This is a genomic window from Paenibacillus sp. YAE3 (genome assembly GCF_057546105.1).
In genome coordinates this window covers 256,713-283,452 of sequence record NZ_BAAIYF010000006.1, presented here as the reverse complement: position 1 = coordinate 283,452, position 26,740 = coordinate 256,713, and the positions used below count along the sequence as shown (strand labels likewise).

Sequence of the window (26,740 nt, the reverse complement as noted above, 5' to 3'; positions counted from 1 at the left end):
TTACATCAATCCTTTCAGGTAGACAAAGCTGAAGATAAAGATCCAGACGACGTCAAGGAAGTGCCAGTACAGCGAGAAGATGAACGATTTGTTCGCGGTCTCGTCCGTAAAGCCTTGGCGACCCACTTGAATCAGGATGCCTGCGCCCCACAGGATCCCCATGGTCACGTGAAGACCGTGGGTTCCGAGCAGGACGAACAAGCTGGACAGGAATGCGCTCGTTTGCAGCGTCGCGCCTTCATGCACGTAGTTGACGAATTCCGTAATCTCGATGCCGAGGAACCCGAGGCCCATCAGCAAAGTGACGACGAAGAAAATCATCATCGGTTTTTTCAAGCCGAGGCGCATGGCATGAATGCCAAGGCCGCAGGTAAAGCTGCTTGTGAGCAGCAGGAACGTTTCCCAGATAACACCGCCGACCTCGAAAAGCTCTTTGCCGGTCGGGCCGTTGCCCGTACGGTTCCAAAGCGTGAAGTATACGGCGAACAACGTGGAAAACAGGACGATTTCTGCTCCAAGGAAGAGCCAGAAGCCGAAGATTTTGTTGCTGTTCTCCTCGGTTCTGTACTCCAGCGGCAGCGTGTCATTTATTTTCATACGGTATCACCCCGCAGTTTCTGTTCGGTAGCGGCGATTTCCTTCGGTGGAATATGATAGCCGTGATCGCGTTCGAAGGAACGCACCGCCAGCATGATGACCACGCCGACGCCCGCGATGATCGCAGGAATGAACCAGCTGAACACGAGGAAAAAGCCCAGGAAAAACATGATTACGCCGAGAATGAACGGTTGCCCGCTGTTGTTTGGCATATGAATCTCTTCGTAAGGTCCTTCTTCATAAAGCGGAACGTTATGCTTTTTGGCATGCCAGAAAGCATCTTCGGAATGCACGACAGGCACTTTCGCAAAGTTGTAAACCGGAACCGGGCTTGGCGTGCTCCATTCCAGCGTACGCGCATCCCATGGATCCCCGCCCTCGTTGCGTGGGCTGTGGCGGAAGCTGTAGAAGAAGTTGTAGCACAGGACCACGAAGCCGACCGCAAGAATGAGAGCGCCGATCGTCGCGATCATGTTCAGCGGACCGTAGCCGGTGCTGGCCGAATAGGTGTACATCCGGCGCGTCATGCCGTTAAGTCCAAGGAAGAACAGCGGCATGAAAGCCACGTTGAAGCCGACGATGATCAGCCAGAAGGCCGTTTTGGCCAGACGTTCGTTCAGGCGGAAGCCGAACATTTTAGGGAACCAGTAATGCATGCCGGCCAGTACCCCGAATACCGTACCTGGAATAAGCACATAGTGGAAGTGGGCCACCAGGAACATCGTATTGTGATACTGATAGTCGGCGCTTGCCATCGCAAGCATGACGCCGGTTACGCCGCCGATCGTAAAGATCGGGATAAAGCCCATCGCGTACAGCATCGGAGACGTGAACGAGATTTTGCCTTTGCGGAGCGTAAACAGCCAGTTGAAAATTTTGACCCCGGTCGGAACCGCGATCGCCATCGTCGTGATGGAGAAAAAGCCGTTGACCATGGCGCCTTGGCCCATCGTATAGAAGTGGTGCGCCCATACGAGAAAGGACAGGACCGAGATGGCGACCATGCTGACAACCATCGATTTGTAGCCGTACAAATTCTTTTTCGAGAACGTGGAAATAATATCGCTGAAAATACCGAAAGCAGGCAAGATAACGATATATACTTCAGGGTGTCCCCAAACCCAGAACAAGTTGGCCCAGAGCATATCCATACCGCCGTTGGCCATCGTAAAGAACTGGCTTCCGAACACGCGGTCGAACATCATCAGGGCAAGCGCTACGGTGAGCACAGGGAAAGCAAACAAAATAATGACGTTCGTAATGAGTACCGACCAGGTGAACATCGGCATACGCATCAGTTTCATGCCTGGAGCACGCATCTTCAGGATCGTCACGATAAAGTTGACGCCCGTCATCAGCGTACCGATACCGGATATTTGCAGCGCGAGCGAGTAGTAGTTATTGCCTACCGTCGGGCTGAATTCAAGGCTTGCGAGCGGGAAGTATGCGGACCAGCCGGCATCCGGCGATCCCCCGATCACAAACGAAATGTTAAACAGCATCGCTCCCATAAAGAACATCCAGAAGCTGACGGCGTTAAGTCTAGGGAAAGCGACGTCGCGGGCCCCGATTTGCAGCGGAACGACCACGTTCATCATCCCGATGACAAACGGCATCGCCATGAACAAAATCATGATAACCCCGTGCGTCGTAAATATCTCATTGTAGTGCTGGGCATCCAAAAATTTGGAGTCCGGCGTCGCGAGCTGCGCCCGCATCAACAGGGCGTCGACGCCGCCGCGGAACAGCATGATCAACGCCGACAAAATATACATAATGCCGATTTTTTTGTGGTCCACGGTGGTGAGCCACTCACGCCACAGATAGCCCCATTTTTTGAAATAGGTCAATCCGATCACGATGGCGAGCGATACGAGCACGATGCTGACATCGGCCGCGTAGATCATCGGCTCGCCGGTAACAAAAAATTCGTCCCATTTCATGCAGTTTGTTCTCCTTTCTCCATGATGTTAGTGACCGTGTTCCATGGAAGAATGATCGTTCATGTCTTTCATGTCACCCATGTCCTGCATATGATCCGCGGAATCCTTGCCGGATTCCTTGCTGTCTGTCGAATTGTCCCCGCCATGGCCGTGTTCGGACATATCCATAGGCGGAGGCGAGAATTTCAGGTGCGTGGAGCTGTAAGACTTGCGTCCGACGAAGTCCGTATGCAATACGGAGTTGAATTCCTGCTCGGTCAGTTTCGGAGCGGTTTGCTGCACCTCGTTGACCCATTTCGTGTAATCAGCAGGAGATTGGGCAAGTACCTCGAATTCCATTTGGGCGAAACCTTTACCGGAGAAGTTCGAGTTTTTACCCATGTACGAACCTTCATGTTCGGCGACGAGATTCAGCTTGGTGACCATGTCGCTCATCGCGTATTTCTGTCCGCCGAGCTGCGGAACCCAGAAGCTTGAAATCGGACCGTACGAGTAGAGACGGAACTCGACCGGACGGTGCGTAGGGATGTTGACGTAGTTTACCGTTTCGATGCCTTCCTCCGGATAGCTGAAGTGCCATTTCCAGTTGGAAGAGGAGGCGTAGATGACAAGCGGCTTTTGATCCTCATAGCCGGCCGGCACCTTTTCTACGGCATAAGTCGTACGTACGGTAACGACAGACAAAATGGCTACGATGATAATCGGAATGGCAGTCCAGATAAATTCGAGCCATTTGCTTCCTTCCATATGAGGCGGTTCATAATCGTCCGGCGTTTTGCTGGCCCGGTATTTGGTCAACATGAAAATGTACAGGATGTACACGACGATTAACACGAGCGCCATCATCAGAATAGAGAAGATAATTGTATTGGATTGTGTTTTCGCTACCGGCCCTTTCGGATCCAGGACCATCAGTTTCGTATCGCATCCGCTGAGCAGCATGACGACGGAAATAAAAATGAGTGAAAACAACCATCTTTTTTTCTTCACGGGAAACTCCTTTCTAGCATGCCTTAATCGCTGAGTGTTTGGATAATTCGCGAATCCTTATAGCCATAGCATAGTAACTTGTGAAAAAGAAAACAAATACAGTAGAATACATAATTGTAAATAAAATACAATTATTCTGTGATAATCTTCACATTCTTCACGAAAAAAGGCCAAAAAATCCGATTAAGCTTTGAAAAAGGCTAAATTCGGCGATTTTCATTTTTGTTCAAAATTGAACGGGCGGGGAACAGTTGTGCCAGTTCTGTCACAATTGAAAGGGTTTTAAGCCCGGGGTAAGTTTTTTTACCCGTGTCCGGCGGTCGCTGAAACCCGCTTGTACCGCGGCATCATGTGCTAAAATAGACATAAATTCGTTTGCCGTAACAAACATCACAATAAGGATTTTGCAATCCGGACCATAGGAGAGGAAACGCAATGGGAGAGAAACGGACGAACGCAAAAGGGATATTTTTTGACGTGGATGATACGCTTTACGATCATTTGCAGCCGCTGAGGGAGGCGCTTCGGCATGTGCTCGGCACCGGAGACGACTTTCCGTATGAAGCGGTATATCACCGATTCAGATATTACAGCGACAAGCTTTCCGCCAGCCATGGCGCGGTCAATGCCGCCGGAGCGGAACGGGATTTGCAGGAGATGAGGATCCAAAGGGCCAAACTGGCTTTGGCGGAATTCGGGATCGCGGTGACGGATGGGGAGGCGGCCCGGATTCAGGAACAATACCTGGAGCGCCAGTTCCGGATCCGCCCGTTTCCGGGGGCAACGGAGCTGATCGGCGAGTTGCAGGCGGCCGGTCATGTCGTCGGACTGATCACGAACGGACCGGCGGAGCACCAGATGGCCAAAATCAAGGCGCTGGCGCTGGATGCCGCCATCCCTTCTGGCCATATTTTCGTATCGGGGGCGGTCGGTTACGACAAACCGGATCCGCGCCTGTTTGCCCGCGTCAATGAACAAACGGGGACGGATCCTTCGCGCTGCTTCTACATCGGCGATTCGTGGCGAAACGACGTGATCGGGGCGCTGGATGCGGGCTGGACCGCGATCTGGTTCAACCACAGGCAGGTTGAGCCCGAAACGGAACATCAGCCGCAGTATACGGCAGGCAGTTACCGGGAGCTTGCCGGGCTGCTGCTGGCTTAAAGGATTCAGGGATGAACGAAAACAAAGCAGCCGCATTCCCGTTACGGGGTCGCGGCTGCTTTGTTTTCATTTACATCCTATAAACGATTTCTCGTATAAGTTCAGGCAGGTACCGACGCACCGGCATTAACGTTCCACAGTCGCATCATCAGGCGGCGATTGCGGCGGAACCTGTTTGCGTTTGTACATGAGCCTGGAGACGATGATGCCGATCGCGCCAAGTCCGATGAACAAAATGGCTCTGACCGCAACGGATACGTCCGGCAGGTCGGCGACGATGACTTTGACCAGCGTGAGGAACAGCAAGCCGATGCCGGCAAGCCGGACCATCCGGCGCTGAAGCAAGACGCCGCATACGATGACGGCGATGGCGTACACCGCCCACACCGCGGACAAAACCAAATGCCGCAGGTCTTTCGTCAGCCCGCCGGTCAGCACGTTGGTCGCCTCGGTCATAAAAATGATCGCAAGCCCGGCATCGATCCACATGAGAATATCCGGCCAGCGGTTGGACAACATCCGTTGCGGCATACGCCGCAGCGCGTACGACAGAACCGCAAGGGAGGCCAGCAGCACGAGCCAGGAAAGGGTTTCGGCGGAAAAGATGCGATGGATGGCCAAAAACAGCGTGCCCGCCGCGCCGTACAGCAATACGATGGCTGCCGTGATTTGCTGCATATAACTTTTCAGCACCATGCCTAGGACGATGCCCGCGGTTCCAATGACGATCGCGGAAGCCGGCGCATAATGCTGGTTCGAAATATCGAATGCCCACAGGAACCATGCGACGGTCGCGATGGAGACGAACACGGGGGAACGCTGTTCCTTCATGTATTTGCCCCATGCGGCCAGCGTGTAAACCAGCGCCCACACCAGCAGCATCAACGGCCGCCAATGAACGGAACCTTCCCACAGCGGGTACAAGGCATAAATCCATAATGCCATGACGCCGAATCCGGGGAATAACGACAACGTTTCGTCAAGCTTGCGGCGTCCGGGCCCGAAGAAGGCGTAAGCGAGCAATGCCGCATGCTGAATGAATACCGCTCCGATGAAAACGTGGCGGCTTTCATCGAAGTCGCCTGCCGCGTAAGCGATCAGAAGCGGCAGATGAAGCACCCCGGCCGCGACGAAATAGGCGGCGCGGAAATCGAATTTCAAGGCGACGGCGATCATCGCCAGCGAAAACGCGGTCTCGTATCCCGCCAGCACCCAAGCATTCGGCTCGGCGGAATGCACGAGGAAAGGAACGAGATACCCCGCCACCGTCGCGATGATGATCAGCGTTTGCGAGCGGCGTCTGAGCGCCGTAAACACGCATAGCGCAATCGAAATGACGTAAAGCGCAAACGCGATGCCCGAAGGGATCAGGTCATACAGCTGATGGGCCGCAAACACGGACAAGATGAGGATGCCGATCGAACCTCCCAAAAGCACCTGTCCGAGCGCTTCCCGTTTGCTGCGGAGCTGCCGTTCGCCCAGCCAATACATGACGGCGGCTGCGACGACGCCCAGCAGGCAGCGCACGGGCTCGGTCAAATATCCGGCTTTGACCACGGCCGTAAATCCCCATAACACGCCGAGCAGCAGGACCACGATAAAGACCCGCGGAAGCCATACCCTGGCGATGAGATGCTCCCAGTCCTTCGGCGGCCTGGGTTCGCGTGGAACCTGCGGCTGCTGCCCGGGATAAGCGTACGGATTCATTCCCGGCGGATAAGGCTGGCCGGCCCCCTGCATCCGGGGCTGTTGCGGCGGAACCTGGCCCTGATAACCTTGGCCCGGGACGCCTGCAGGAGGATATCCCGGCATGCCCTGCGGTCCGGGCCGGTAACCCGGCCCCCCTTGTCCCGGAGCCGGAGGGCCATACATGCCCTGGCCCGGAGGGGCCTGATGCCCCGGCATTCCCTGCGGGGGAACGGCCTGGTTCGGCACCCGCGGCTGACCGTAAGGCGGAGGGGGCTGCGGTGGATACCCGGCATGCCCCGGAGCGCCCGCGTGCGGAGGCGTTACCCCCGGCGCCGGCCCCTGAACGGGCTGGTCCGCCCCGCGCCTGGCATGGCGCAGTTCCGTCAGCTCAAGCTCCATTTGTTTCATTTTGGCTTCTAGCTGTTCAATCCTTTTTTCCAACTCCAATGGTTAACCACTCCTGAATTCCCAATATTAAGCTCTGTTGCCGTATATCCATCTTACCACAGAATGACGGCGAATTTAGCACGAAATATGCTCGGAATTCGCTTGGAATAGGCTCAGAACATCTTTGCGAGGGAGATCAATCCCGTAATGGTCACGACATTAAACAGGGTGGAGAGCAGCACGGTTTGGGCGGCGAAATCGGGTTCGTTCCGATATTCTTCGGCCAAAATCGACGTATTGACGCCCGTCGGCATGCCGGATGCGATCAGCAGCGCCTGCGCGGGTATTCCTTTGAGTCCCAGCGCGAAGACGAGCGCGCATCCGATGGCCGGACCGATGATCAGCTTCAGGAACATGCTGACGTATACGTCCAAGCGGTAAAGCTTGAGCGGGTATTTGACGATCTGCGCCCCCAGGGTCAGCAGCGCAATGGCAACCATCGATTGCTGCGCGTAGGTTAAAGGCTGGGATACGAACAAAGGCAGCGGCGCCTGGAGCACATGCAGCAGCAGCCCCAAAACCAAAGCATACGGCACGGGCATCTTCAAGAAGCCGATCAGCATGCTCCGGTAGTTGCCTTTCATCTTCGCTCCCTGGATCGCGATGACGCCGTACGTGAAGGTCAGCAGGCTTTGCAGGGACATGATCAGCGCCTGCATCGACGAAGCGAGCATATCCCCCTTAAAGACGAGCGCGTTGATCGGCATCCCGTAATTCCCGGAATTGTCGAGCATGATGCTGTTGTTAAAGGCGGCCTTCATGCTGCTTTCGAATTTGAACAGGCGCCCCGCCACGGTCCCCAGCAGCCATAAAATGAAGACGTACAAGGCGTAAAACATAACGACGGTCCCCAGCAGCTCGCCGGACATATCGGAATGGTACATGCTCATAAAAACCGCGGCCGGCGTGATGAAATAAAAGTTGATTTTGGATAAAGTGTATAAATCCAGTTGGAAAAGCCGCTGCATCAGCGAGCCGAACGCGATCAGCACAAACACCGGCAGCACGACTTCAAGCAATATGGTAGCAATCATATATTCAGCTTCCTTTTTCTTCATGATGTAAATGGCGGGCTTATTCATTATAGCACCACGTCAAAGCGGCGGGGCTCCAAAATCAAGCTCTTTTCGCAAAAGTCGCGCATTTTTTGTTGGAATAATATTCATTTTTTAGTAAGAAAGGCCGATAAATATAGCATACACGCAATAAGGGATCGCACTGGGTATCCAGACGCATGAACATGGAGGTCCTTAGTACCATTCATTGCAGCGCCAGGGCATAAAGCTCGAGTGTCCCAAGGTAGAAGTTTAAATGGTGTAACGGGGATTTTGTCGAATTACATGCAGTGTCTTTCAACGGAACCGTTTTCCATTCGGCTGTCGAAAGCATGGAAGGCGTCAGGCATCGCAACATTTGCAAAATCCTGAACGGGAGGTTATTTACATGCTGCCTTTTTCGGAACAATCGCAAAGAAGCATCCGTAACGGCCTTTTTGAAAAGGATGTGTACGAGCTGTACGCCAAAGCCCGCAGCTGGAACGATTTGTCTCGAAGTTATATGAACTTTGCGCGCCCCCTGCTGGATGCGGGCTTCCGCAAAGCGGCGCTGGTCGTGGCCCACATGAGCGTCAAAGCGAAGCTGAAGCAAATTTATTTGCAATCGGAAGGCAGGTTTCCGCCGGAGGATCTGTATTATGACGAATTGATCGGTACGCTTCGGCATGTCGCCGAGATCGATTTGGAAACGGAGCTGTTTTTGAACACGCTGCAATATATCGCGGAGTCGGAAGATTCAGCTTTTTTGGCCCAGAACGACGGCGACCACCTGACGAAAATGATCGAGCGGGTGGAGCAGACGCTGGAAGGGCTCGACCGATGCGCGGTTGGCAGCGGCGTGGTCATCAGGCTTGAAAACTAGCAGCGAAAAAAAAGAAGCCGGTTACGTCATCCGCAGATGATGGTCGCCGGCTTTGTTCTCGCTTAGCACCTGCTCGACTTTCGAAATGTGCAAATCCATGCGGGCGGACGCCTCCCTGGCATCCTGCTTGGCGATGGCTTCGCAGATGCGGATATGTTCCTGCAGCAATCGCTCGGCCGAGGAACGCTCGGCGTAAAACCACAGCGCGCGCATATCCTTCATGTTTTCATGCAGACGGCTCGACAGCGATTCCATCAATTCAAGCAGCAGCGGGTTGCGGGTTGCGGCCGCGATCTGCTGGTGAAATTTCACGTCGGCCTGTTCGATGAAATGCTCGTCATCGGAATTTTCCATCTCTTCGAGCAGCTTTTCGAGGACGGTCAAGTCCTCTTCCGTTCGATGCAGCGCGGCAAGCGCGGCGCATCCGGTCTCCAGAACGCGGCGCACCTCCAGAAGGTGGCGGAGCGATGCGGCCCGTCCTTCCCATAAATCGTCGTAACGCTGCATCGGGTGGACCGGCGCGGCTTCCGGAGGAACAGCTTTGACGAACGTTCCCCCGCCCTGTTTAATGTTAAGCAATCCCATCGCTTTCAGCGCGCTCAGCGCCTCCCGGATCGTCGATCTGCCCACGTTGTATTGGGCCGCCAGGTCGACGACGGAAGCAAGCCGGTCCCCGGGCGCAAGGCGCCCGTCGAGCATCCGTTCCTTCAAATCGTTCATGACCCATTCGTACTGCTTAAGCGGTCTCTGCTGGTTGGTCATCTTCCTCAACGTCCTTTCCGAAATTCCTGATCCGTCTCTATGGTTTCATTCCGTTATTGGTATTCAACTGGCCCGTCATGCAGCATGTTTCGCGAGTTTATAACATCTGAAGCATTTTTATCATCGGCAGCGGACAAGTATGAAAAAAAATTTCGACGCGTCTATTTTCGATTCATCTATTCTAGTGTATACTTGTTCCCAAGAAAAGTCATCAGATGACCTGATTAATTTAAATATTCCATCGATACCGAACGAATCCAAGGGAGGGACTTTCCTTGCTGCAAGAAGAAGTCAAACGCGAACTGATCTCGATCCTCGGCAGCGCATACGTCAAGGACGATCCGCAGTCGCTCGTCACCCATTCCTATGACGGCACGCCGATGCTGCAATCCTTGCCGGACGGCGTTGTTTACCCGTCCAGCACCGAGGAGGTGTCGCGGATCATGAAGGTGCTGAGCCGCTACAAAATCCCGGTCGTGGGCAGAGGTTCCGGCACCAATTTATGCGGGGGCACGGTACCCGTGCAGGGCGGCATCGTCATGGTCATGCACCGGATGAACCGCATTTTGGAAATCGACCTGGAAAATTTGACGGCCACGGTACAGCCCGGATTGAACACGAAACAGTTCAGCACGCATGTTGAAAGCCTCGGCTTGTTTTACCCACCGGACCCGAGCAGCATGGCCATTTCCACGATCGGGGGAAACATTGCCGAATGCTCCGGAGGGCTGCGCGGCCTGAAATACGGGACGACCAAAGATTACGTGATCGGCCTGGAAGCGGTGCTTGCAAGCGGCGACGTGATCCGCACGGGAGGCAAGCTGATGAAGGACGTGGCGGGGTACGACCTGACCAAGCTGCTGGTCGGCTCGGAAGGGACGCTGGCCATCATTACGGAGGCCACGCTGAAACTGATTCCGCCTCCAAGATACAAGAAAACGATGCTGGCCATGTACAAGGACTTGTATGGCGCCGCCCGCACCGTATCGAAAATCATCGAAAACCGCATCATCCCGGCCACGCTTGAAATTCTGGATAACGCCACCATCCGCGTCGTGGATGATTTCGCGAAGCTGGGGCTGCCGCTCGACATGGAGGCGATCCTGATCATCGAGCAGGACGGCGATCAAGAAGCCGTGGAACGGGATATCGCCATCATTACCGAGGTTTGCCGAAGCGAACATGCCGACCAGGTCAGCATCGCGGCCAGCCCGGAAGAGGCCGAGAAGCTGCTGACCGCGCGCCGCAGCGCGTTTACGGCGCTCGCCCGGCTGCGCCCGACGACCATACTGGAGGACGCGACCGTGCCGCGCTCGAAAATCGCCGACATGGTGGTCGAAATCAACCGGATCGCGAAAAAGCACCAGGTGCAGATCAGCACGTTCGGGCATGCGGGGGACGGCAACCTCCATCCGACGGCAACGACCGATGCCCGGAACAAGGAAGAGATCGTCCGGGTCGAGGAAGCGTTTGAGGAAATTTTCGAAGCGGCGATCCGGCTGGGCGGAACCATCACGGGCGAGCATGGCGTCGGGATGGTCAAGTCCCCGTATCTGGAATGGAAGGTAGGCCCGGCGGGGATGGACGTCATGAAAGCGATCAAAAACTCCTTCGATCCGGATAACCTGCTGAATCCGGGCAAAGTATTCGCGAAGGAAACGCGGAAACGGGTGGTGATCCAACGTGGCTAACGGGCAAACGCAACCGATGAATCCGCTGACCGAAAAGCTCCGGTTACGCCTTGACGAAGATCAGCTGACCAACTGCATGCGCTGCGGCTTCTGCCTTCCGGCCTGCCCGACGTTTGCGGAAACCGGGCTGGAGGCCGAATCCCCGCGGGGACGGATCGCCCTCATGAAAGCGGTGACGGACGGCCTGATGGCGCCGGATCAGGCTTTCGAAGACCAGATGAACCATTGCCTCGGCTGCCGCGCCTGCGAGCCGGCGTGCCCGGCGGGCGTCAAATACGGCCAGCTGATCGAGCAGGCACGGGACGCGATCGAAGACCATAAACGGCATAAGCCGCTTGTGAGAGCCGCCCGCCACGCCGCCTTCAAGACGGTATTCCCGCATCAGAACCGGATGAAATGGGTCGGGCGCGGCTTGCGGTTTTATCAGAAATCCGGGCTCCGTGCCGCAGCCCATGCGACGGGAGCGATGAAGCTGTTTCCGAAACATCTGCGCGATATGGAGAAAATTTTGCCGGATGCCGCCGGGCGCGGCGTCGTGGAGCAAATCGGCGACCGCCATCCGGCGAAAGGCGAAAAAATCGCGACGGTAGCCTTGTTCAGGGGCTGCATCATGGACGTGCTGTTTACCGACACGAACATCCACACGGTCGATTTGTTGACGGCCGCCGGTTTTGAGGTGGTCATCCCGCGCGAGCAGAACTGCTGCGGCGCGCTGCATGCCCATAGCGGGGAAGCGGAGGGCGCGCGCGAGCTGGCCAGACGCAATATTCAAACGTTCAAGGCGGCCGGCGTGGATTATATCGTGTCCAATGCGGGCGGATGCGGCGCAATTCTGACCGAATACGACCATCTGCTGCATGAGGATCCGCAGTGGCGGGACGATGCCGTTTGGTTTGCTGAACGGGTCGTCGATATCAGCGATTTGCTGGTACGCTTCGGAAGAAAACTGGACTTCGTCCGGGACGATGCAGCCGGCGGTACGGAACCGGTCCGGATCACGTATCAGGATTCGTGCCACCTGCGCAACGTCATGCGCTCATCGGACGCTCCGCGAAAATTGATGCGACAGGTGGAGGGAGCGCAGTACGTGGAGATGACGGGCGCCGACCGCTGCTGCGGCTCGGCAGGCATCTACAACATTACCCAGCCGGCGATGGCCGGGCAAATTTTGGACCATAAGATGGAGCATGCCGAAGCTACCCGGGCTTCCTACCTTCTGACCAGCAATCCGGGCTGCCTGCTGCAAATGAAGCACGGCATCGAGGAACACGGGCTCAGCGGGCGGATGGAGGCGGTCCACATCGTGGATTTCCTGCATGAACGGCTGAACAAATAAGCGCCCCTCTCGTGGCCCCAATAGATGAAAAGGCCGCCTTTTCAAGCTGACGCAGCTTGAAAGGCGGCCTTTTTTCTTATTCGTCCAGCTTGAAGCGGTCGATCATGGCCTGCATGTCCGTCGCCATTCGGGCGAGGCCCGCCGCGGAGGAGCTGATTTCCTCCATGGACGCGAGCTGTTCCTGGCTCGCCGCGGAGACCTGCTCCAGCGAGGAGACGGTATGGCGGGAGATGCCGGCAACCTCGTGGACCGCAGCCGAAATTTGCTGGCTGCTGGCCGACATCTGTTCCGTGATGGCCGAGATGTCCTGCACCTGGTCCGAGATCCGTTTGGCGGAGCGCTCGATGTTCACGAACGCTTCGAGCGCTTCCGCGGTGACGTCGAGCCCATGGCTGACGTCGGCTTGCACCTTGTTCTTCATGACGTCGAAGGCGCTCGAGATCAGATCGGTCATCTTGACGATCGTTTGCTGGATTTCGTCGGCCGTGATGCTGGACTGATCGGCCAGCTTGCGAACCTCATCGGCGACGACTGCAAACCCCCGGCCATGTTCGCCGGCACGGGCCGCTTCGATGGCCGCATTCAGAGATAGCAGGTTCGTTTGCTTGGAGATTTCGGCAATGGCGGTGCTCATCGCGGCGATGCTCGCGCTGTGGTTATGCAGCTGATCCATCAACGCCGCGGATTCCACCGTGGATTGGCGGATCGTATCCATCTGGGCGCTGACCTGGCGGATTTTTTGGCTGCCGGCCTCGACGTCTTCTTCCGTGCGGCCGGACGAATCCACGATCGCTCCTGCCGACTCGGCGATTTTCTGGATTCCGCGCGTCATTTCTTCCAGCGTACGGGCGCTTTCCTCGGTGGCCAGAGCCTGGGTTGCGGCGCCCTCGGACGATTCGGAGATGAGGCGGGAAACCGATTCGACCGTCTGCGCATTCATTTCAGTGCTGGCGGTCAGCTCTTCGCTGGACGCCGCCAGCTGGCTGGAGGTGTTGCCCATGTCCATGACCATGCTGCGGAGGGAAGCGACCATGCCGTTATAATTTTCGGCGAGCGTTCCGATTTCATCCGTGCGTTTGGTGCTGACCCGCTCGTTCAGATGTCCGTTGCTGACCCGGATGGCCGAGCGGTTGAGCTGCTCGATCGGTTTGGTCACGCCGCGGATGATGAAGAACAGGATGACAAGAATAGCGGCAACGGAAATAACGAGCACGCCAACGGAAGTGTACAGGATCGGGCGCGTCGCGTCGGCGTATTCGCTGTCGGGAAGGATGCCCACGATTTTGAAGGAGGTCGTTCCGTTCGTCGTGAAATACCCCTGCTGCGGCACGTGGGTGTCAGGGTTGGTATAGTGGACGAAGCCTTCCTTCCGGCTGTGCATGATCGCCAGCTGCGGGCCGGTCGCTACATCGCCGATTTTTTTGGTCGGATGGGCCATCATGCGGTCGTTGCGGTCCATGATGTACAGGTATCCCTTGTTGCCAAGGTGAAGGTTATTGACGACCTTATCCATCTCCTTCATGCTGAAGTCGACCGTGATCGCCCCTTCTCCATCAGGCAGCATTTTGGAAATGGAAAGCACGTAATTGCCGGTCGTGTACGATATGGACGGATCGGCGACCATCGCCTGATTCGGATATTGTTTGGCGAGCTTGTACCACTCGCGGGTGCGCGGATCGTAGTCGTTCTGCTTGCCGGGATCCGGCGCTTTCATCCAGGCTCCCCGGTCATTGCCGACCGAGACCAATTCAACCTCCGGGTGTTGGGATTTGTAGTCGTTGATCAGTTTCCGGACCTTGATCGAGTTCACGCTGATGTCCTCGGACGTGATTTGGCCTGCGAGCATTTTTACGTTGGATACCTGCATTTGAATCATGCTGTCCACAAGGTTGTCCAGCAGCGTGACGCTGGATTTCGTCGTTTCCTCCATTTTGTCCTGCAGCTCCGTTTTCGCGCTGTTCACGGAAAATAACGCCACGAAAATGTTGGGAATGATGACCATGAGACTGACAATGACCATGAGTCTGGTGCGCAGTCTTTTGATCTTAAGGAGGCGCAAAACCGCGTTGAGTTGTTTTTTCAAAAAGATTCCCCCAAAAATATATGTATGTTGTGGTCCCTTGAAGAGTTCACCTCCTATATTTCGACAAAAACAGTGCGAATTTTCATAGTGCAAATAAAAAAAGAGAATTCGGTCATGACCGAATTCTCCAACGCCCCTTTGATCAGGCAGGACTTTTCTATTGCAATTGCCGCCATTCCTTCATCGCCGCGTTCAGCCGTTCCATCGCTTCGGCGACGGTCGCTTTCGGGCAGGCGACGTTCATGCGCATGAATCCTTCCCCGCCTTGGCCAAAAGCTCCGCCGTTGTTCAGAGCCAGCTTCGCTTTGGCCAGCAGGAAAGCGGAAAGCTCGTCCTGATCCATGCCGAGAGCCCGGAAATCGAGCCATAGCAGATAGGTCGCTTCCGGTTTCCGTACCTTAATTTCCGGCATATGCGTTTCGATGTAGTTTATCACATAATCCATGTTTTGCTGCAGGTAAACCAAAACCTCGTCCAGCCATCCGCGTCCCCCGGTGTAGGCCGCTTGCGCCGCCGTGCTGCCGAGGGCGCTGATCGATCCCACATGGTAAAGCCGGAGCGCGCTTTGGAAGGCGCTGCGGATGTCCGGATCCGGAATGATGATGTTGGACGTGTTCAATCCGGCAATGTTAAAGGTTTTGCTTGGCGACGTACAGATGATGGATCTCTTTTTGGCGTCTTCGGAGATCAGGGCGAGCGGCGTATGGGCCTTCGCTTCGAATACCAGGTCCGCATGGATCTCGTCGGAGACGATCAGCACGTCATGGCGCACGCAAAGCGTCACCAACGCTTCCAGCTCTTCGCGCGTCCATACCCGTCCGACCGGATTGTGAGGGCTGCACAAAATGAGCATTTTGATTTGCCCGCCTTGCAAAATCTCTTCCAGGCCCTTCAAATCCATGGAATAATGGCCGTTTTCGGATCGGAGCGGGTTGACGACCAGCTCGCGTCCATGTTCTTCCACGACGCTGTGAAACGGAGGGTAAACGGGCGGCTGAATCACCACTTTGTCTCCCGGAGCGGTAAAGGCCTGGACCGCAAAGCTTAACGCAGGCACGACGCCCGGGCAAAAGACGATCCAATCGGTGTCGATTTCCCAGCCATGGCGCTCTTTCATCCATCCGGCCACGGCCCCTTTATATTCGTCCGTTTGCATGGTATAACCGAATACCCCATGCTCGACGCGCTCCTTAAGCGCGGAGATGACGGATGGCGGGGATTCGAAATCCATGTCCGCCACCCACATCGGCAGCGCGTCCGCCGTACCGAAAATATGTTTCATGCCGTCCCACTTTTCGCAGCCGGTCATGTGTCGTGATATCGGTTTGTCAAAATTCAAAATATTGCCCTCCTCGGAGATAAGTAGAAGAAAATAAAACGTTCATGCCTATATTATATCAGAGGGAAACTTGGAGAAGGAGCCGCAGCCGAGTAAAATAAGCTTAGATTAAAACTTTGTCCGGCAAGGGAGAGGAGTTGTCTTGCAGCTGATTGCCATGCTGACCATGCTCATGGATCATATCGGCATCGTATTTTTCGAAGACCGGCTTTGGCTGCGGATGGTCGGCCGGGCGGCATTTCCGATTTATGCCTACGCCCTCGTTCAAGGGCATCGTTATACGAAGTCGCCATCCCGATATTTGGTCAGGCTGTTCGTACTGGCCTTATTGTCGCAAGTGCCTTACCAGCTGGCCTTGAATCCGGGAGGGATGAACGTCGTCGCTACCCTGTTCATGGCTGCGGCCGTGATGCAGGCGCTTGACCGTACGTCCCGGGTTTGGGCGAAGGTTGGCATCGTGCTTGGCGCCGGGGCGGTCATGCAGCTTTTTCCGTTTGATTACGGTTGTTACGGGCTGCTTCTTGTCTTGTCCTTCCGCTATTTTGCATCCGAACGCCTTCTTTTTATCCATTTGCTGCTGAATTTGGTTTACATGCTCGTTTACGGGCTCGGCGGCATGCTGCAGATGCTGAGCATCGTGCCGACGCTGGTTCTCGTCTATGGGCCGGCCGCATGGAAGAGGCTTGAGGAATTCCGGGTGCGTAAATGGGTGTGGCGTTCCTTTTATCCCCTTCATTTGCTGACGCTAGCCGTCTTGGAAGGGGCCGCATGGTAACCGACCGGAAAAATGCCTTCGATTTTATTCAGCGGGAAAAGAATCCGGGAAGGAAACTTCCCTTTGGCCTGTACTTCGACAAAATCGGTCCCGATTTGCACCAGGCGGATGCTGGAGAAGGCTTTCCCCGTTTTGAAGGTCGTCCTAAGGCCGACCCGGACGGTCCGGGCAGCGGGTTTAACGTCGAAGACCCGGATCGACTGCAGGCTTAGCGGGACGAACAATTCGCCCGAAACCTGGATGAAATTTCTTTTGAAGACGCGCTGCAATCTTCCGGGCTCAAGCCCCAAACCTTCGCCGTTGATTTCCGCCAGATGGCCCGTCAATTGGGCAAGCCGCTGCTGGAGCGTAATGTTTTTCCTCCGTTTGAGTATCGACAAGGAAATCCCCTCCGTTTCGTGTTTGTTCTATTGTATGAGCTCCTTTTTGGGCGGGTGCGGGGTGAAGAGGCTCCCGGGGAAAAAAGACGAAGGGTGAAATTTTCCATTTCCGGCAATGCTACTACGGGAAGGCGCAGCAAGCGAAGCCGGGAGGGAAGGAGAACAACGTGAAAAAGGATTCCGAGAACGTGAAACTTTGGGCTTTGGAAGGCCCCAGCATTCAAATCGACCCGACGTTTCCGTACTATCAGGACCGTTCCAGAGACAGCGTCGCCGAAGAAATCGAGCTTGCCGGTTACCGGACGGTCCATTATTTCGTCGTGAAGGAAACGGCGGTCGACGGCGAATTGATCGATTGCCTGCACCGGCGGGGCATCGCCGTCTGGGCGCTTGTGATCGGCAACGGGACGTTTTCGACCGCAGGTTTGCCTCCGGAATGGCCGTCCTGGAAAATGGGGCTGATGAAGGAGTTAAGCGACGGGTTCGTACGGTTTTCCCCGTTTTCGAAAGCGTACGTGCAGTGGAAAAAAGAAGCCGTGGCGCGGATGCTCCGCGACTATCCGTTTGACGGCATCGAAATCGCGGAGCCGTATTTCCCCGAATGGGACGGCCTCCGCCGCGGGGTCTACGGGGACATCGGGCCTGCGGCTCAGCAGGCTTTCAAAGAAAAATACGGTTTTGACGTTCCCGAGTTCGCGAACAGGTTCGCGGCCAATTATTATAAAAAAACGCCGGACATTTACGCCAAATGGATCGATTTCCGTGTGGACGCCGTCAATGCACTCATCGATGAAATCATTAACGGCCGCGGCGGGGCGCGGGATTCCCGTCCCGATGCGCTGGTTGCCACCTGGTCGCTTGCCGTGGACGGCGGAGCCGTCTCCACGTTAAGGCTGAAGGAGTGGCAGGGGCTCGACGCGATTTCCATGATCGGCAAGGTCAAACCGGACCTGCACATGCTGCAGACGCATTGGCCGGATTGGATGAAACGCGGGCTTAAAGCGGAATACGTCCGGTCGTACGAAAGTTTTGCCGCGCCGATCCGCGCCGCGTATCCCGAGCTTCCGCTCGGCATCCAGGCGGATGTCGGCTCCAGGGCCAATATGGTCAAAAGCCGGGAGTGGCTGAACGCGTTCCAAAACACGGTCTACGATCTGGGATATCATACCTGGACGGCCTATGAATATCATTTGGGCGGGTACATGTACGAGGAGCCTCCAGAGCCTCTGACGGCGGTCGTCCATGGCGCCGCGGACGTGACCGTATCCTTCAACAAACGGCTCGATCCCGAATCCACCGGCGTCATCGTGCTGGATGAACACGAAGGGCAATGGGGCGAGATCCAGCCCGCGGAGAGCCATGTCGACGGGAACAGGCTGCGGCTGCGATTTCCCCGGCTGCCCGAGCGGCGGCCTTTTCAGATCGAGCTGCGGCAGGTAAAGGATACGCCGTCGCTGTGGCACGTCAAAGGCAAACGGCCGAACGAAACGCCGCCGGGGACCCGAATCCTCGTCAAATGAAAACAAAACGCTTGGCGCCATGAATCCTGAACATGAAAAAGCGCCGGGAATCGACAGATTCCCGGCGCTTTTATTCGTTTATTGGGCGGTATATCCGCCGTCCACCAGCAGGCTGGCGCCCGTTACGAACGAGGCGTCGTCGCTGGCAAGGAACAGGACGGCCTTGGCCACCTCTTCCGGCGTTCCGAGACGGCCGATCGGATGCAGATCGACCAACTTCTGCTTCTCCTCCGGCGGCAGCACTTTAAGCAGCGGCGTTTCGATATAGCCGGGGCATACCGCGTTGACGCGGATGCCTCTGGAGGCATATTGGATGCCGAGGGTTTGGGTCAGCATGACCACGCCGCCTTTCGACGAGCCGTAGGCGGTGACCCCGGCTTTCGCGGCATGGCCATGTATGGAGGCGGTGTTGACGATCGCGCCGCCGGTTCCCTGCTTCAGCATTTGAATGAGAGCATATTTGTCGGAGAGAAACACGCCCGTCAAATTGACGTCGATCGTCTTCTGCCACTTTTCCAGCGAGAGCCGGTCGGCGGGATCGTCATTGGCGACGCCCGCATTCGCGAACATGATGTCCAGCTTGCCGAAGGCGTGCACCGTGTGCTCGATGAGCTCCTGGATCTGGTCTTCCTTCGTGACGTCGACCTTGAAGAAGATGGCCTGATGGCCGTCGTCCCGCAGCCGCTTGGCATGTTCTTCCCCCGCTTCGGAAAAATCGGCGATCACGACGCTGGCGCCTTCCTCCGCGAACAATCTCGACGTCGCCTGGCCGATCCCGCTGGCGCCGCCGGTAACAATGGCCGATTTGCCGGATAATTTCATACGCTAAACGCTCCTTTGCAGACATGGATATCAGTATTTTTCTTCCCTTATCATGGCCTGCTTTTGAAATAATATCCTGCCGGAGCCCTCCGGCCAGCAACAGTTGTATACGGAAGTAAAGACCGGTATATAGCCCCTGCCCGGCGGCGCTACCTATAATAAGGATAGAAACAATCATGAAAGGCATCATCAAGGAATTTCAACAAAATCGGTAATTCCAAACATGGGAGGGTCATTTGTGCAAAAAATACGTAAAATCGGGCTGGCGCTGACGCTGATCCTAAGTCTGAGCGTCACGGCCTGCAGCAGCAAAACCGCTGAAACCGGATCGGCGGACCCGAAAGCGGCCGAGCAGCCGGCTTCCTCAAAGGAAGAGGGCGTGATGGAAATATCGACCGTTCGTGCGCAAGACCCGTATTTGAAGTTTGACGAAGGGGAAAATTTCGACAAAAACGCCGTGTACGACGCGTATGAAAAAGACATCGGCGTCCGCATCAAAAACCAATGGGTCGTCGACGGCACCGTGGACGGGCCGCAGTTCCAGGAAAAGCTGAAGATGGCCATCACCACCAACGACATTCCCGATTTCTTCCCTGCCACTCCGGCCCAAGTGCAGCAGCTCATCGAAGCGGACATGATTCAGGATCTGACGAGCGTATACGATCAATACGCCAGCGATGAGACGAAAGAGTTCATGCAGAAGGACGGCGGGCTGCAGATGAAGTCCGGCACGTTCGACGGCAAGCTGATGGCGATCCCGCAGACGGGCAACCCGTTTGCTCCGCAGCTCGTATGGGTGCGTTCGGACTGGCTCAAGAAGCTGAACCTGCCTGAACCGAAGACGATGCAGGATTTGATGAACATCATGGAAGCTTTCGCGACCAAAGATCCGGGCGGAACGGGAAAATCGTACGGCATCGCCTTGAACAAAAAATTCGACGAAGGCGCGCTTGGGCTTGTCGGTTTCCTGAACGGCTACCATGCGTATTTGAATCAATGGATCGACGACGGAAACGGGGGATTGACGTACAGCGACATCCAGCCCGAGATGAAGGAAGCGCTGCGCGGCCTGCAGGACATGTTCAAAAAAGGCCTGATCGATCCGGAATTCGCCGTCAAGGACATGCAAAAGGAGTCCGAACTGATTTTCAGCAACAAAATCGGCGTGCTGTACGGCGCGGAATGGACGCCGGCCCATCTGGCCCAAGGCGCCGTTAAGGACGGCAAAGTAGTCCAGGAATGGAGCGTGTACCGCCTGCCTTCCATTGACGGCACGGAAGCTTCCACGCAAATCGAGCTTGGCACGAACAGCTATTACGTCGTATCCAAAAAGGCCAAACATCCGGAAGCGCTGATCAAGCTGCTGAACCAATGGATCGCGGTCGACAACCATCCGACCCCCGAGCAGAAGGTTTACGAATACGGCAAAGACCTGAAAGAAAAAGGCAACAACTATTGGCTGTTGAGCCCGGTCATGGCGTTCAATCTGTCGAGCGACAACGGCGACGTGCTGCCGAAAGCAATCGAAACGAAGGATGCCAGCCTGCCGAAAACGAAGGACCAAAAAACGCGCTTCGAGCGCGCGATGAAATACGTCAACGGCGAAGACATCAGCATGTGGTGGGAATATCTGATCTCCGGACCTAAAGGAGCGGTGTCAAACATTCCTTACCTCAAGGAACATAACCTCTTCCATCAGAACAAGTTCTACGGCGCGCCAACGCCGACGATGGTGGAAAAACGGGAAATTTTGAACCGCAAGCGCGACGAAATTTTCCTGAAAATTATCATGAACCAGGTATCGATCAACGAATTCGACAAGTTCGTCGAAGAGTGGAAGAAGCTTGGCGGCGACGACATCACGAAAGAAGTCAACGAATGGTACGCGAAAAACAAGTAATCGGTTTGGAAGCTTGAAGGTGTAAATCAATTCGACAACGACGACGGTAAGATCATTCGCGGGGAATCGGAAATCGATTCCCCCCTTTTTCTAATTCGACTTGAAGCAGGTGACGTATATGAATCAACTCGCACGCAGATGGAAACGCGAATGGCCGCTGCATTTCATGGTGGTTCCCGCATTGATTTTCCTTGTCCTATTCAGTTACATCCCGATGGCGGGCGTCCTGATGGCCTTTCAGAAGTACATCCCGACCAAAGGGCTGTTCGGCTCTCCGATGGTGGGCTTGAAGCACTTTAAATATTTGCTGGATTATCCGGACATCGGCCGCATCGTGTTTAATACCTTGTACATTGCGACGATGAAAATCATCGCGGGGCTTGTCGTGCCGATCACGATCGCGATTTTGCTGAACGAGCTGCGCCAGGAATGGATGAAACGCACGTTCCAAACGATGGTCTATTTACCGCATTTTTTGTCCTGGGTACTGCTGAGCGGAATCATCATCGACGTGTTGTCCCCGTCGACGGGCATTATCAATCAAATTTTGGGGCTGTTCGGCGCCAAGCCGATTTTTTTCCTAGGGGACAACAAATGGTTTCCTTACGTGATGGTCATTACCGATGTGTGGAAGGAATTCGGCTTCGGCACGATCATTTACCTGGCGGCGCTGACGAACATCAATCCGTCACTTTACGAAGCAGCCGAAATCGACGGAGCCGGCCGCTGGAAGCAGACCTTGAACGTCACGCTGCCCGGCATGATGCCGATCATCGTGTTGATGCTGACGCTGAATATCGGCAACGTCCTGAACGCGGGGTTCGATCAAATTTTCAACCTGTACAGCCCGCAAGTGTACGAAAGCGGGGACGTCATCGACACCTTCGTTTACCGGATGGGCATCGAGCAGGCGCAATACGGATTCGCGACGGCCGTCGGACTGCTCAAATCCGTCGTGTCCTTCATTTTGATTTCGGTATCGTACGTCATGGCCTATCGCTTCGCCAATTACCGCATTTTTTAGAAAAGGAGAACAGTCATACTTATGAAGAAGTCATTTGGAAGACGGCTGTTTCTGGGCTGCAATCTCGTATTTCTGACGCTAGTGTCGTTAATGTGTCTCATGCCGATCCTTCATATTTTATCGATTTCGTTCAGCTCCGGTTCTGCCGCATCGGCCGGCAAGGTGCTTCTCTGGCCCGTGGAATTCACGCCGGCGGCTTACCAGAACGTATTCGGCAAACCCGAGTACCTGCGGGCGTTTTGGGTTACGATTCAGCGGGTCGTGCTGGGCACGGCGATCAGCATGTTCCTGACCATTCTGACGGCGTATCCGCTCTCCAAAGAAACGCATCAATTCGGGATGCGCACCTTTTACGCCTGGATTTTCGTGTTTACGATCCTGTTCAACGGCGGATTGATTCCGTGGTACATGACGATCAAAGCCGTGGGCCTCATCGATTCGATCTGGGCGCTGGTGCTGCCGGGCGCGGTGCAGGTGTTCAATATCATTTTGCTGCTGAACTTCTACCGCAACCTGCCGAAGGAGCTGGAGGAATCGTCCCGAATCGACGGGGCGGGCCACTTCACGACGCTGTGGAAAATCTATGCGCCCTTGTCGCTCCCGGCGCTGGCGACGACCGGGTTGTTCACCATCGTGTGGCATTGGAACAGCTGGTTTGACGGCATGATTCTCATGAACCATCCCGACCATTATCCGCTGCAAACTTTTTTGCAATCGATTATCATCAAGATGGACCTTCGTTTCTTGAAATCGCAGGACATCGAGCTGATGCAGAAGCTGTCCGACCGGACGAGCAAGGCCGCGCAAATTTTCGTCGCCGCATTCCCGATCCTGGTCATCTATCCGGTGCTTCAAGGGTTTTTCATTAAAGGAATTGTGATGGGGAGCGTCAAAGAATAATAGTTCCGGCAGAATCTCAACTAACGGGGGACGACCGATGAAGCTGTTATTCCGAATGAAAGATTCCTCGATTTTTATGAAAATGATGGCGGTGTTCCTGATCGTTCTGCTCCCCCTCATGATGATTACCTGGTTTATCAACGAGCGGGGGGCGAGCAGCATCCAGACGGAAATTTCCCGCTCCACCTTGAATACGGCCGGCTTTTACCTCGATTCGCTCGATAAAGAGGTTGAGCGCATCATGCAGTATTTGCCCAACTACGTCATGGACAACGATTTGATGGAGCTTGCGGCCATCGGGACGGACATGACGGATTACGAGCGCGCCCAAAGCATCACGCTGATCCAAAAACGCCTCGACCTGATGAAAAACTCGAGCCCGTTCATTCGGGAATCCAAGGCCTACGTGCCGATGATCGGGCGCACGCTGCTCAGCGTGAAATACGAGACGGGGATCAATGAAGCGGAATACGCGGCGATGCAGCATGACGGGCCGTTTTACGACGATCCGTTCGTCTATTGGAACGACCGCTTGTTCCTCACGATGTCCTACCCTACGAATACGTTCCGGGATCCTTTATATATGGTGGGCATCGAATTATCCACGGGCAAAATCAAGGAAGCGCTGCAGCAAATCGCGGGTTCGCCCGGCGGCGAAAGCATGCTCCTGAACGTGGAGCGGGGCTGGGTGATCGGCAGCGACGAAAAACCCGAACTGCAGGATGCGCTCAAAGACTTTATTTTTCAGAAGCAGTCGAAAGGAACCAAGCAGGGTTATGAGATGGTCCGGTTCAACGACGGGCGTTACCTTACCGTTTTCAAATACTCTGACGTGTGGAAGTCCTATTCCGTTACCTGCATTCCCGAATCGGCGGTACTCGGACCGATCCAGACGTACAGACGATGGTTTTTATGGGCATGCGGCCTTGCGGTCGGGGTAGGGGCGTTTTTCTCCTATTCGCTTATCAAGCTGATGTACCGCCCGTTAATGAGGCTGATCCACGGTTTCAAACGGGTGCAAAAGCTGGAGCTTATCCCGCTGACCATCGATCGAAGGCGGGACGAATTCGGTTATTTGTACCAGGCCTTCAACGACACGGTCCATTCGCTGAAGACGCTGATCGAGCAAAATTACGAGCAGCAGATCCGGAACCAGCGCTCGGAGCTGAAGCGGCTGCAATCGCAGATCAATCCGCATTTTTTGTACAATTGTTTTTTTGTGCTGTGCAGGCTGATCAAGTCCGACAAAAAGGAGAAAGCTTACCAGTTTTGCCTCTATATCGGTGAATATTTCCAATTTATTACGAGGGATGACGAAGATATTATTCCGCTTGAGCTCGAGATCCAGCATTCGCGCACTTACGTCGACATGCAAACCGTTTGCTACGGCGATCGCATCCAGGTCCGTTTCGAAGCAGCGGCGCTTCCGCTGCGGGTTCCGCGCCTCATTCTCCAGCCGATTATCGAAAATGCCTATAAACATGGCATCGGCGGGATGGCGGGCAGAGGCGATCTCCGCGTTTACAGCGAGCAGAGGAAAGACCGGTTCACGATCTGCGTCGAGGATAACGGGAACAGCCTGGACGAGGAGAAGCTGGAACAACTGCGGATCCGATTGGCCCATGCCGGGGACCGCATGGATGAAACGACGGGGCTGATCAACGTGCATCGGCGAATTCAGCTTCATTACGGAAAGGAATACGGGCTTGAAGTATCACGATCTTCGCTGGGCGGACTGAAGGTGCTTATACATCTTGGCATGGAATAAGGAGGAATCGGTTATGCGTAGGCTTTTGATCGTAGACGATTTGCCGATCATCGTTGACGGTTTGCTGGAATTGTTCCAAACGACGGAGCATTTGGAGCTCGACGTGTTGAAAGCGTATTCGGGCGAAGAAGCGCTCCAGTTGATGCGGGAAGGGCCGGTCGACATCGTCATATCCGACATTAAAATGCCCGGACTGGAAGGCATCGAGCTGTTGCAGATCATTCAGGCCGATTGGCCTGCCTGCAAGGTGATTTTCCTGACGGGATACAACGACTTTCATTATATCCGGAGCGCGATGGCTTACGGAGGATTCGATTATATCCTGAAGGTGGAAAGCGACGACAAGATTATCGCTTCCGTGGAACGGGCCCTCGAAAAGCTGGAGGAGGAGGGAAAACACCTTCGGATGCTGGAGCGGGCCAACAAGCGGATGCGTGAGGCGCTCCCCCTGCTTCAAAAAGAGTATATCTGGGACCTGCTTCAAGGCAAGCAGGAGACTCCCGAGGAGCTTGCGCGCCATTTCGAGGAGCTTGGCATTTTGCTTCGGGCGGACCGGCCCGTTCTGCTGCTGCTTGGAAGGGTGGATACGTGGAAGGAATCGTATACGCCTATGGACAAAGCGCTGCTCCTCTACGGCATTCAAAACATTGCGGAAGAATACGCCGGAGCCGGCATGACATGTTATTCCTGCGTTTACGAAAACTCCCGCATCATATGGTTGCTGCAGCCTTGGGAGGAGGAAGGCGCCGGGGAGCCGGATGCCTGGAAGGCGGGATACGGACATATCAGCGGGTTGCTGGACACCATTCAGCAGACCTGCCGGCGGCTGCTGCGCGTGTCGGTATCTTTTGCGATCAGCAGCGAGCCGACGGCGCTGCCTTCCATCTCGGAGCGCTTCCATTTGCTGAAATATTGTTTCGTCTACGGGCTTGGCCTGTCCCCTTCCGTCATCGTCTCCGACGTGGATTTGCTGAAGATGCAGGAAGGCGGGGAAGGCAAAAACGATTACTGCCATCATGCCCGGCTGCAGCTGCTGCAGCGCTGCCTCGAAAACAAGCACCGGGAAGAGTTCAACAAGCTGTACCTTCATCTGACGTCCGTCTGGACCGACGATGCCCATGCCTATGGGCGCAAGATGGAGTTGTATCATTCGATGGCGGCGATGTTTCTGTCGATGATGGACCAGAGTGAAGAGTTCAAGCAGGAAGCGTCAAAAACCCTGGACACGATGCTGCTCTACCGGAAGGATGAAGGCATCGCCTGGCCGGACGTCAAGCAGTATTTTTGGAATTTGGCCGACTGTTATTTTGCGAAGCAGGAGGACCAGGGCGAGGAAGTGCCAAGCGATCTGGTCAAACGGGTGCACCGTTACATCGAGGAGCATTTGGCGCGCGACATCTCGCTGATTGCGATCGCGGAGCATGTCGGGCTCAACCCTTCCTATCTTTCGAGGTTGTATAAGCAGCTGACGGGGATCGGCTTGTCCGACTATATCAACGAATACCGCAACCTGAAAGCGAAGGAATGGCTGCTGAACAGCACGATGAAAGTGGGCGAGATCGCCGGGGAGCTTGGCTACAATTCGGCTTTGGCGTTCATCCGCTTTTTCAAAAAGCAGAACCAGGCGACGCCCCAGGAATACCGGCTGCAGCGCCAGGCAAGGGAAGTCAACAATAGTATATGAATGTACGGA

At 55.2% G+C, this 26,740-nt stretch carries 21 protein-coding genes; 11 read left to right on the top strand and 10 right to left on the bottom strand.

Annotation, left to right across the window (positions count from 1 at the left end; genetic code table 11):
- The 3 genes from qoxC to qoxA are packed head-to-tail and all read right to left on the bottom strand — an operon-like array spanning nt 1 to nt 3,530.
- On the bottom strand, nt 1-597 hold the full coding sequence (qoxC, locus tag AC27KL_RS14065) for a cytochrome aa3 quinol oxidase subunit III (protein ID WP_036713917.1): 597 nt from the start codon (nt 595-597) through the stop codon (nt 1-3).
- Nucleotides 594-2,540 (bottom strand): cytochrome aa3 quinol oxidase subunit I, encoded by a 1,947-nt coding sequence (gene qoxB, locus AC27KL_RS14060; RefSeq protein ID WP_487170085.1) that lies wholly within the window; start codon nt 2,538-2,540, stop codon nt 594-596. Before qoxB ends, qoxC begins: the two co-directional genes overlap by 4 nt.
- A 27-nt stretch (nt 2,541-2,567) precedes the next feature.
- On the bottom strand, nt 2,568-3,530 hold the full coding sequence (gene qoxA / locus AC27KL_RS14055) for a cytochrome aa3 quinol oxidase subunit II (RefSeq protein ID WP_339323721.1): 963 nt from the start codon (nt 3,528-3,530) through the stop codon (nt 2,568-2,570).
- 435 nt (nt 3,531-3,965) lie between these two features.
- Between qoxA and AC27KL_RS14050 the strand changes: the two genes are divergently transcribed.
- A complete protein-coding gene (locus AC27KL_RS14050; RefSeq protein WP_487170084.1) occupies nt 3,966-4,694 on the top strand; it encodes an HAD family hydrolase in 729 nt (242 codons plus the stop codon).
- 126 nt (nt 4,695-4,820) lie between these two features.
- Here AC27KL_RS14050 and AC27KL_RS14045 read toward each other — a convergent pair whose 3' ends face one another.
- Together AC27KL_RS14045 and AC27KL_RS14040 are read right to left on the bottom strand one after the other, a co-directional pair.
- On the bottom strand, nt 4,821-6,830 hold the full coding sequence (locus AC27KL_RS14045) for a DUF2339 domain-containing protein (RefSeq protein ID WP_487170083.1): 2,010 nt from the start codon (nt 6,828-6,830) through the stop codon (nt 4,821-4,823).
- Between the two features lie 113 nt (nt 6,831-6,943).
- A complete protein-coding gene (locus AC27KL_RS14040) occupies nt 6,944-7,864 on the bottom strand; it encodes an AEC family transporter (protein ID WP_339323724.1) in 921 nt (306 codons plus the stop codon).
- Nucleotides 7,865-8,273: 409 nt separating this feature from the next.
- Between AC27KL_RS14040 and AC27KL_RS14035 the strand changes: the two genes are divergently transcribed.
- Nucleotides 8,274-8,747, top strand: a complete 474-nt coding sequence (locus tag AC27KL_RS14035; RefSeq protein ID WP_487170082.1) for a hypothetical protein — start codon at nt 8,274-8,276, stop codon at nt 8,745-8,747.
- Nucleotides 8,748-8,768: 21 nt separating this feature from the next.
- Here the strand turns inward: AC27KL_RS14035 and AC27KL_RS14030 are convergent, their stop codons facing one another.
- Entirely contained in the window at nt 8,769-9,509 is a 741-nt protein-coding gene (locus tag AC27KL_RS14030; RefSeq protein ID WP_487170081.1) for a FadR/GntR family transcriptional regulator, read from the bottom strand.
- 275 nt (nt 9,510-9,784) lie between these two features.
- Here AC27KL_RS14030 and AC27KL_RS14025 point away from each other — a divergent pair, with 275 nt between their 5' ends.
- Both AC27KL_RS14025 and AC27KL_RS14020 read left to right on the top strand, forming a co-directional pair.
- Nucleotides 9,785-11,200 carry an FAD-binding oxidoreductase gene (locus tag AC27KL_RS14025; RefSeq protein WP_487170080.1) on the top strand — a complete coding sequence of 472 codons (1,416 nt, stop codon included), beginning with the start codon at nt 9,785-9,787 and terminating at the stop codon, nt 11,198-11,200.
- Nucleotides 11,201-11,216: 16 nt separating this feature from the next.
- Nucleotides 11,217-12,536 carry a (Fe-S)-binding protein gene (locus AC27KL_RS14020; RefSeq protein ID WP_487170138.1) on the top strand — a complete coding sequence of 440 codons (1,320 nt, stop codon included), beginning with the start codon at nt 11,217-11,219 and terminating at the stop codon, nt 12,534-12,536.
- A gap of 76 nt (nt 12,537-12,612) precedes the next feature.
- Here AC27KL_RS14020 and AC27KL_RS14015 read toward each other — a convergent pair whose 3' ends face one another.
- Nucleotides 12,613-14,619 (bottom strand): methyl-accepting chemotaxis protein, encoded by a 2,007-nt coding sequence (locus AC27KL_RS14015; RefSeq protein WP_487170079.1) that lies wholly within the window; start codon nt 14,617-14,619, stop codon nt 12,613-12,615.
- 157 nt (nt 14,620-14,776) lie between these two features.
- A complete protein-coding gene (locus tag AC27KL_RS14010; RefSeq protein WP_487170078.1) occupies nt 14,777-15,958 on the bottom strand; it encodes a MalY/PatB family protein in 1,182 nt (393 codons plus the stop codon).
- Between the two features lie 142 nt (nt 15,959-16,100).
- Between AC27KL_RS14010 and AC27KL_RS14005 the strand changes: the two genes are divergently transcribed.
- On the top strand, nt 16,101-16,733 hold the full coding sequence (locus AC27KL_RS14005; RefSeq protein ID WP_487170077.1) for a TraX family protein: 633 nt from the start codon (nt 16,101-16,103) through the stop codon (nt 16,731-16,733).
- Here AC27KL_RS14005 and AC27KL_RS14000 read toward each other — a convergent pair.
- The gene (locus AC27KL_RS14000) at nt 16,691-17,113 is read right to left on the bottom strand and encodes a hypothetical protein (RefSeq protein ID WP_339323731.1); all 423 of its coding nucleotides are present in this window, start codon (nt 17,111-17,113) and stop codon (nt 16,691-16,693) included. The two genes, AC27KL_RS14005 and AC27KL_RS14000, sit on opposite strands and share 43 nt — an antisense overlap.
- Nucleotides 17,114-17,280: 167 nt before the next feature.
- Between AC27KL_RS14000 and AC27KL_RS13995 the strand changes: the two genes are divergently transcribed.
- Nucleotides 17,281-18,633 carry an N-acyl-D-glucosamine 2-epimerase gene (locus AC27KL_RS13995; RefSeq protein WP_487170076.1) on the top strand — a complete coding sequence of 451 codons (1,353 nt, stop codon included), beginning with the start codon at nt 17,281-17,283 and terminating at the stop codon, nt 18,631-18,633.
- Between the two features lie 78 nt (nt 18,634-18,711).
- Here AC27KL_RS13995 and AC27KL_RS13990 read toward each other — a convergent pair whose 3' ends face one another.
- Complete coding sequence (locus tag AC27KL_RS13990; RefSeq protein ID WP_212948252.1) at nt 18,712-19,455, bottom strand: SDR family NAD(P)-dependent oxidoreductase; 744 nt, start codon at nt 19,453-19,455, stop codon at nt 18,712-18,714.
- A 238-nt stretch (nt 19,456-19,693) separates the two neighbouring features.
- On the opposite strand from AC27KL_RS13990, the gene AC27KL_RS13985 reads away from it, so the two are divergent.
- The 5 genes from AC27KL_RS13985 (at nt 19,694) to AC27KL_RS13965 (ending at nt 26,731) form a co-directional block, all read left to right on the top strand.
- A complete protein-coding gene (locus tag AC27KL_RS13985; protein WP_487170075.1) occupies nt 19,694-21,355 on the top strand; it encodes an extracellular solute-binding protein in 1,662 nt (553 codons plus the stop codon).
- Between the two features lie 118 nt (nt 21,356-21,473).
- Nucleotides 21,474-22,379, top strand: coding sequence for an ABC transporter permease (locus AC27KL_RS13980; RefSeq protein WP_339323734.1), 906 nt, complete (start codon nt 21,474-21,476; stop codon nt 22,377-22,379).
- A gap of 21 nt (nt 22,380-22,400) precedes the next feature.
- Nucleotides 22,401-23,279 carry a carbohydrate ABC transporter permease gene (locus tag AC27KL_RS13975; protein WP_487170074.1) on the top strand — a complete coding sequence of 293 codons (879 nt, stop codon included), beginning with the start codon at nt 22,401-22,403 and terminating at the stop codon, nt 23,277-23,279.
- Nucleotides 23,280-23,316: 37 nt separating this feature from the next.
- Nucleotides 23,317-25,047, top strand: coding sequence for a sensor histidine kinase (locus AC27KL_RS13970; RefSeq protein WP_487170073.1), 1,731 nt, complete (start codon nt 23,317-23,319; stop codon nt 25,045-25,047).
- Between the two features lie 13 nt (nt 25,048-25,060).
- Nucleotides 25,061-26,731 carry a response regulator gene (locus AC27KL_RS13965; RefSeq protein WP_487170072.1) on the top strand — a complete coding sequence of 557 codons (1,671 nt, stop codon included), beginning with the start codon at nt 25,061-25,063 and terminating at the stop codon, nt 26,729-26,731.
- The last annotated feature ends 9 nt before the right edge of the window (nt 26,732-26,740 follow it).

Bases quoted from the DNA above. Each gene is read 5' to 3' on its own strand.
- qoxC (WP_036713917.1), bottom strand. From the start codon at position 597: ATGAAAATAAATGACACGCTGCCGCTGGAGTACAGAACCGAGGAGAAC.
- qoxB (WP_487170085.1), bottom strand. From the start codon at position 2,540: ATGAAATGGGACGAATTTTTTGTTACCGGCGAGCCGATGATCTACGCG.
- AC27KL_RS14050 (WP_487170084.1), top strand. From the start codon at position 3,966: ATGGGAGAGAAACGGACGAACGCAAAAGGGATATTTTTTGACGTGGAT.
- AC27KL_RS14040 (WP_339323724.1), bottom strand. From the start codon at position 7,864: ATGATTGCTACCATATTGCTTGAAGTCGTGCTGCCGGTGTTTGTGCTG.
- AC27KL_RS14035 (WP_487170082.1), top strand. From the start codon at position 8,274: ATGCTGCCTTTTTCGGAACAATCGCAAAGAAGCATCCGTAACGGCCTT.
- AC27KL_RS14030 (WP_487170081.1), bottom strand. From the start codon at position 9,509: ATGACCAACCAGCAGAGACCGCTTAAGCAGTACGAATGGGTCATGAAC.
- AC27KL_RS14020 (WP_487170138.1), top strand. From the start codon at position 11,217: ATGAATCCGCTGACCGAAAAGCTCCGGTTACGCCTTGACGAAGATCAG.
- AC27KL_RS13990 (WP_212948252.1), bottom strand. From the start codon at position 19,455: ATGAAATTATCCGGCAAATCGGCCATTGTTACCGGCGGCGCCAGCGGG.
- AC27KL_RS13980 (WP_339323734.1), top strand. From the start codon at position 21,474: ATGAATCAACTCGCACGCAGATGGAAACGCGAATGGCCGCTGCATTTC.
- AC27KL_RS13975 (WP_487170074.1), top strand. From the start codon at position 22,401: ATGAAGAAGTCATTTGGAAGACGGCTGTTTCTGGGCTGCAATCTCGTA.
- AC27KL_RS13970 (WP_487170073.1), top strand. From the start codon at position 23,317: ATGAAGCTGTTATTCCGAATGAAAGATTCCTCGATTTTTATGAAAATG.
- AC27KL_RS13965 (WP_487170072.1), top strand. From the start codon at position 25,061: ATGCGTAGGCTTTTGATCGTAGACGATTTGCCGATCATCGTTGACGGT.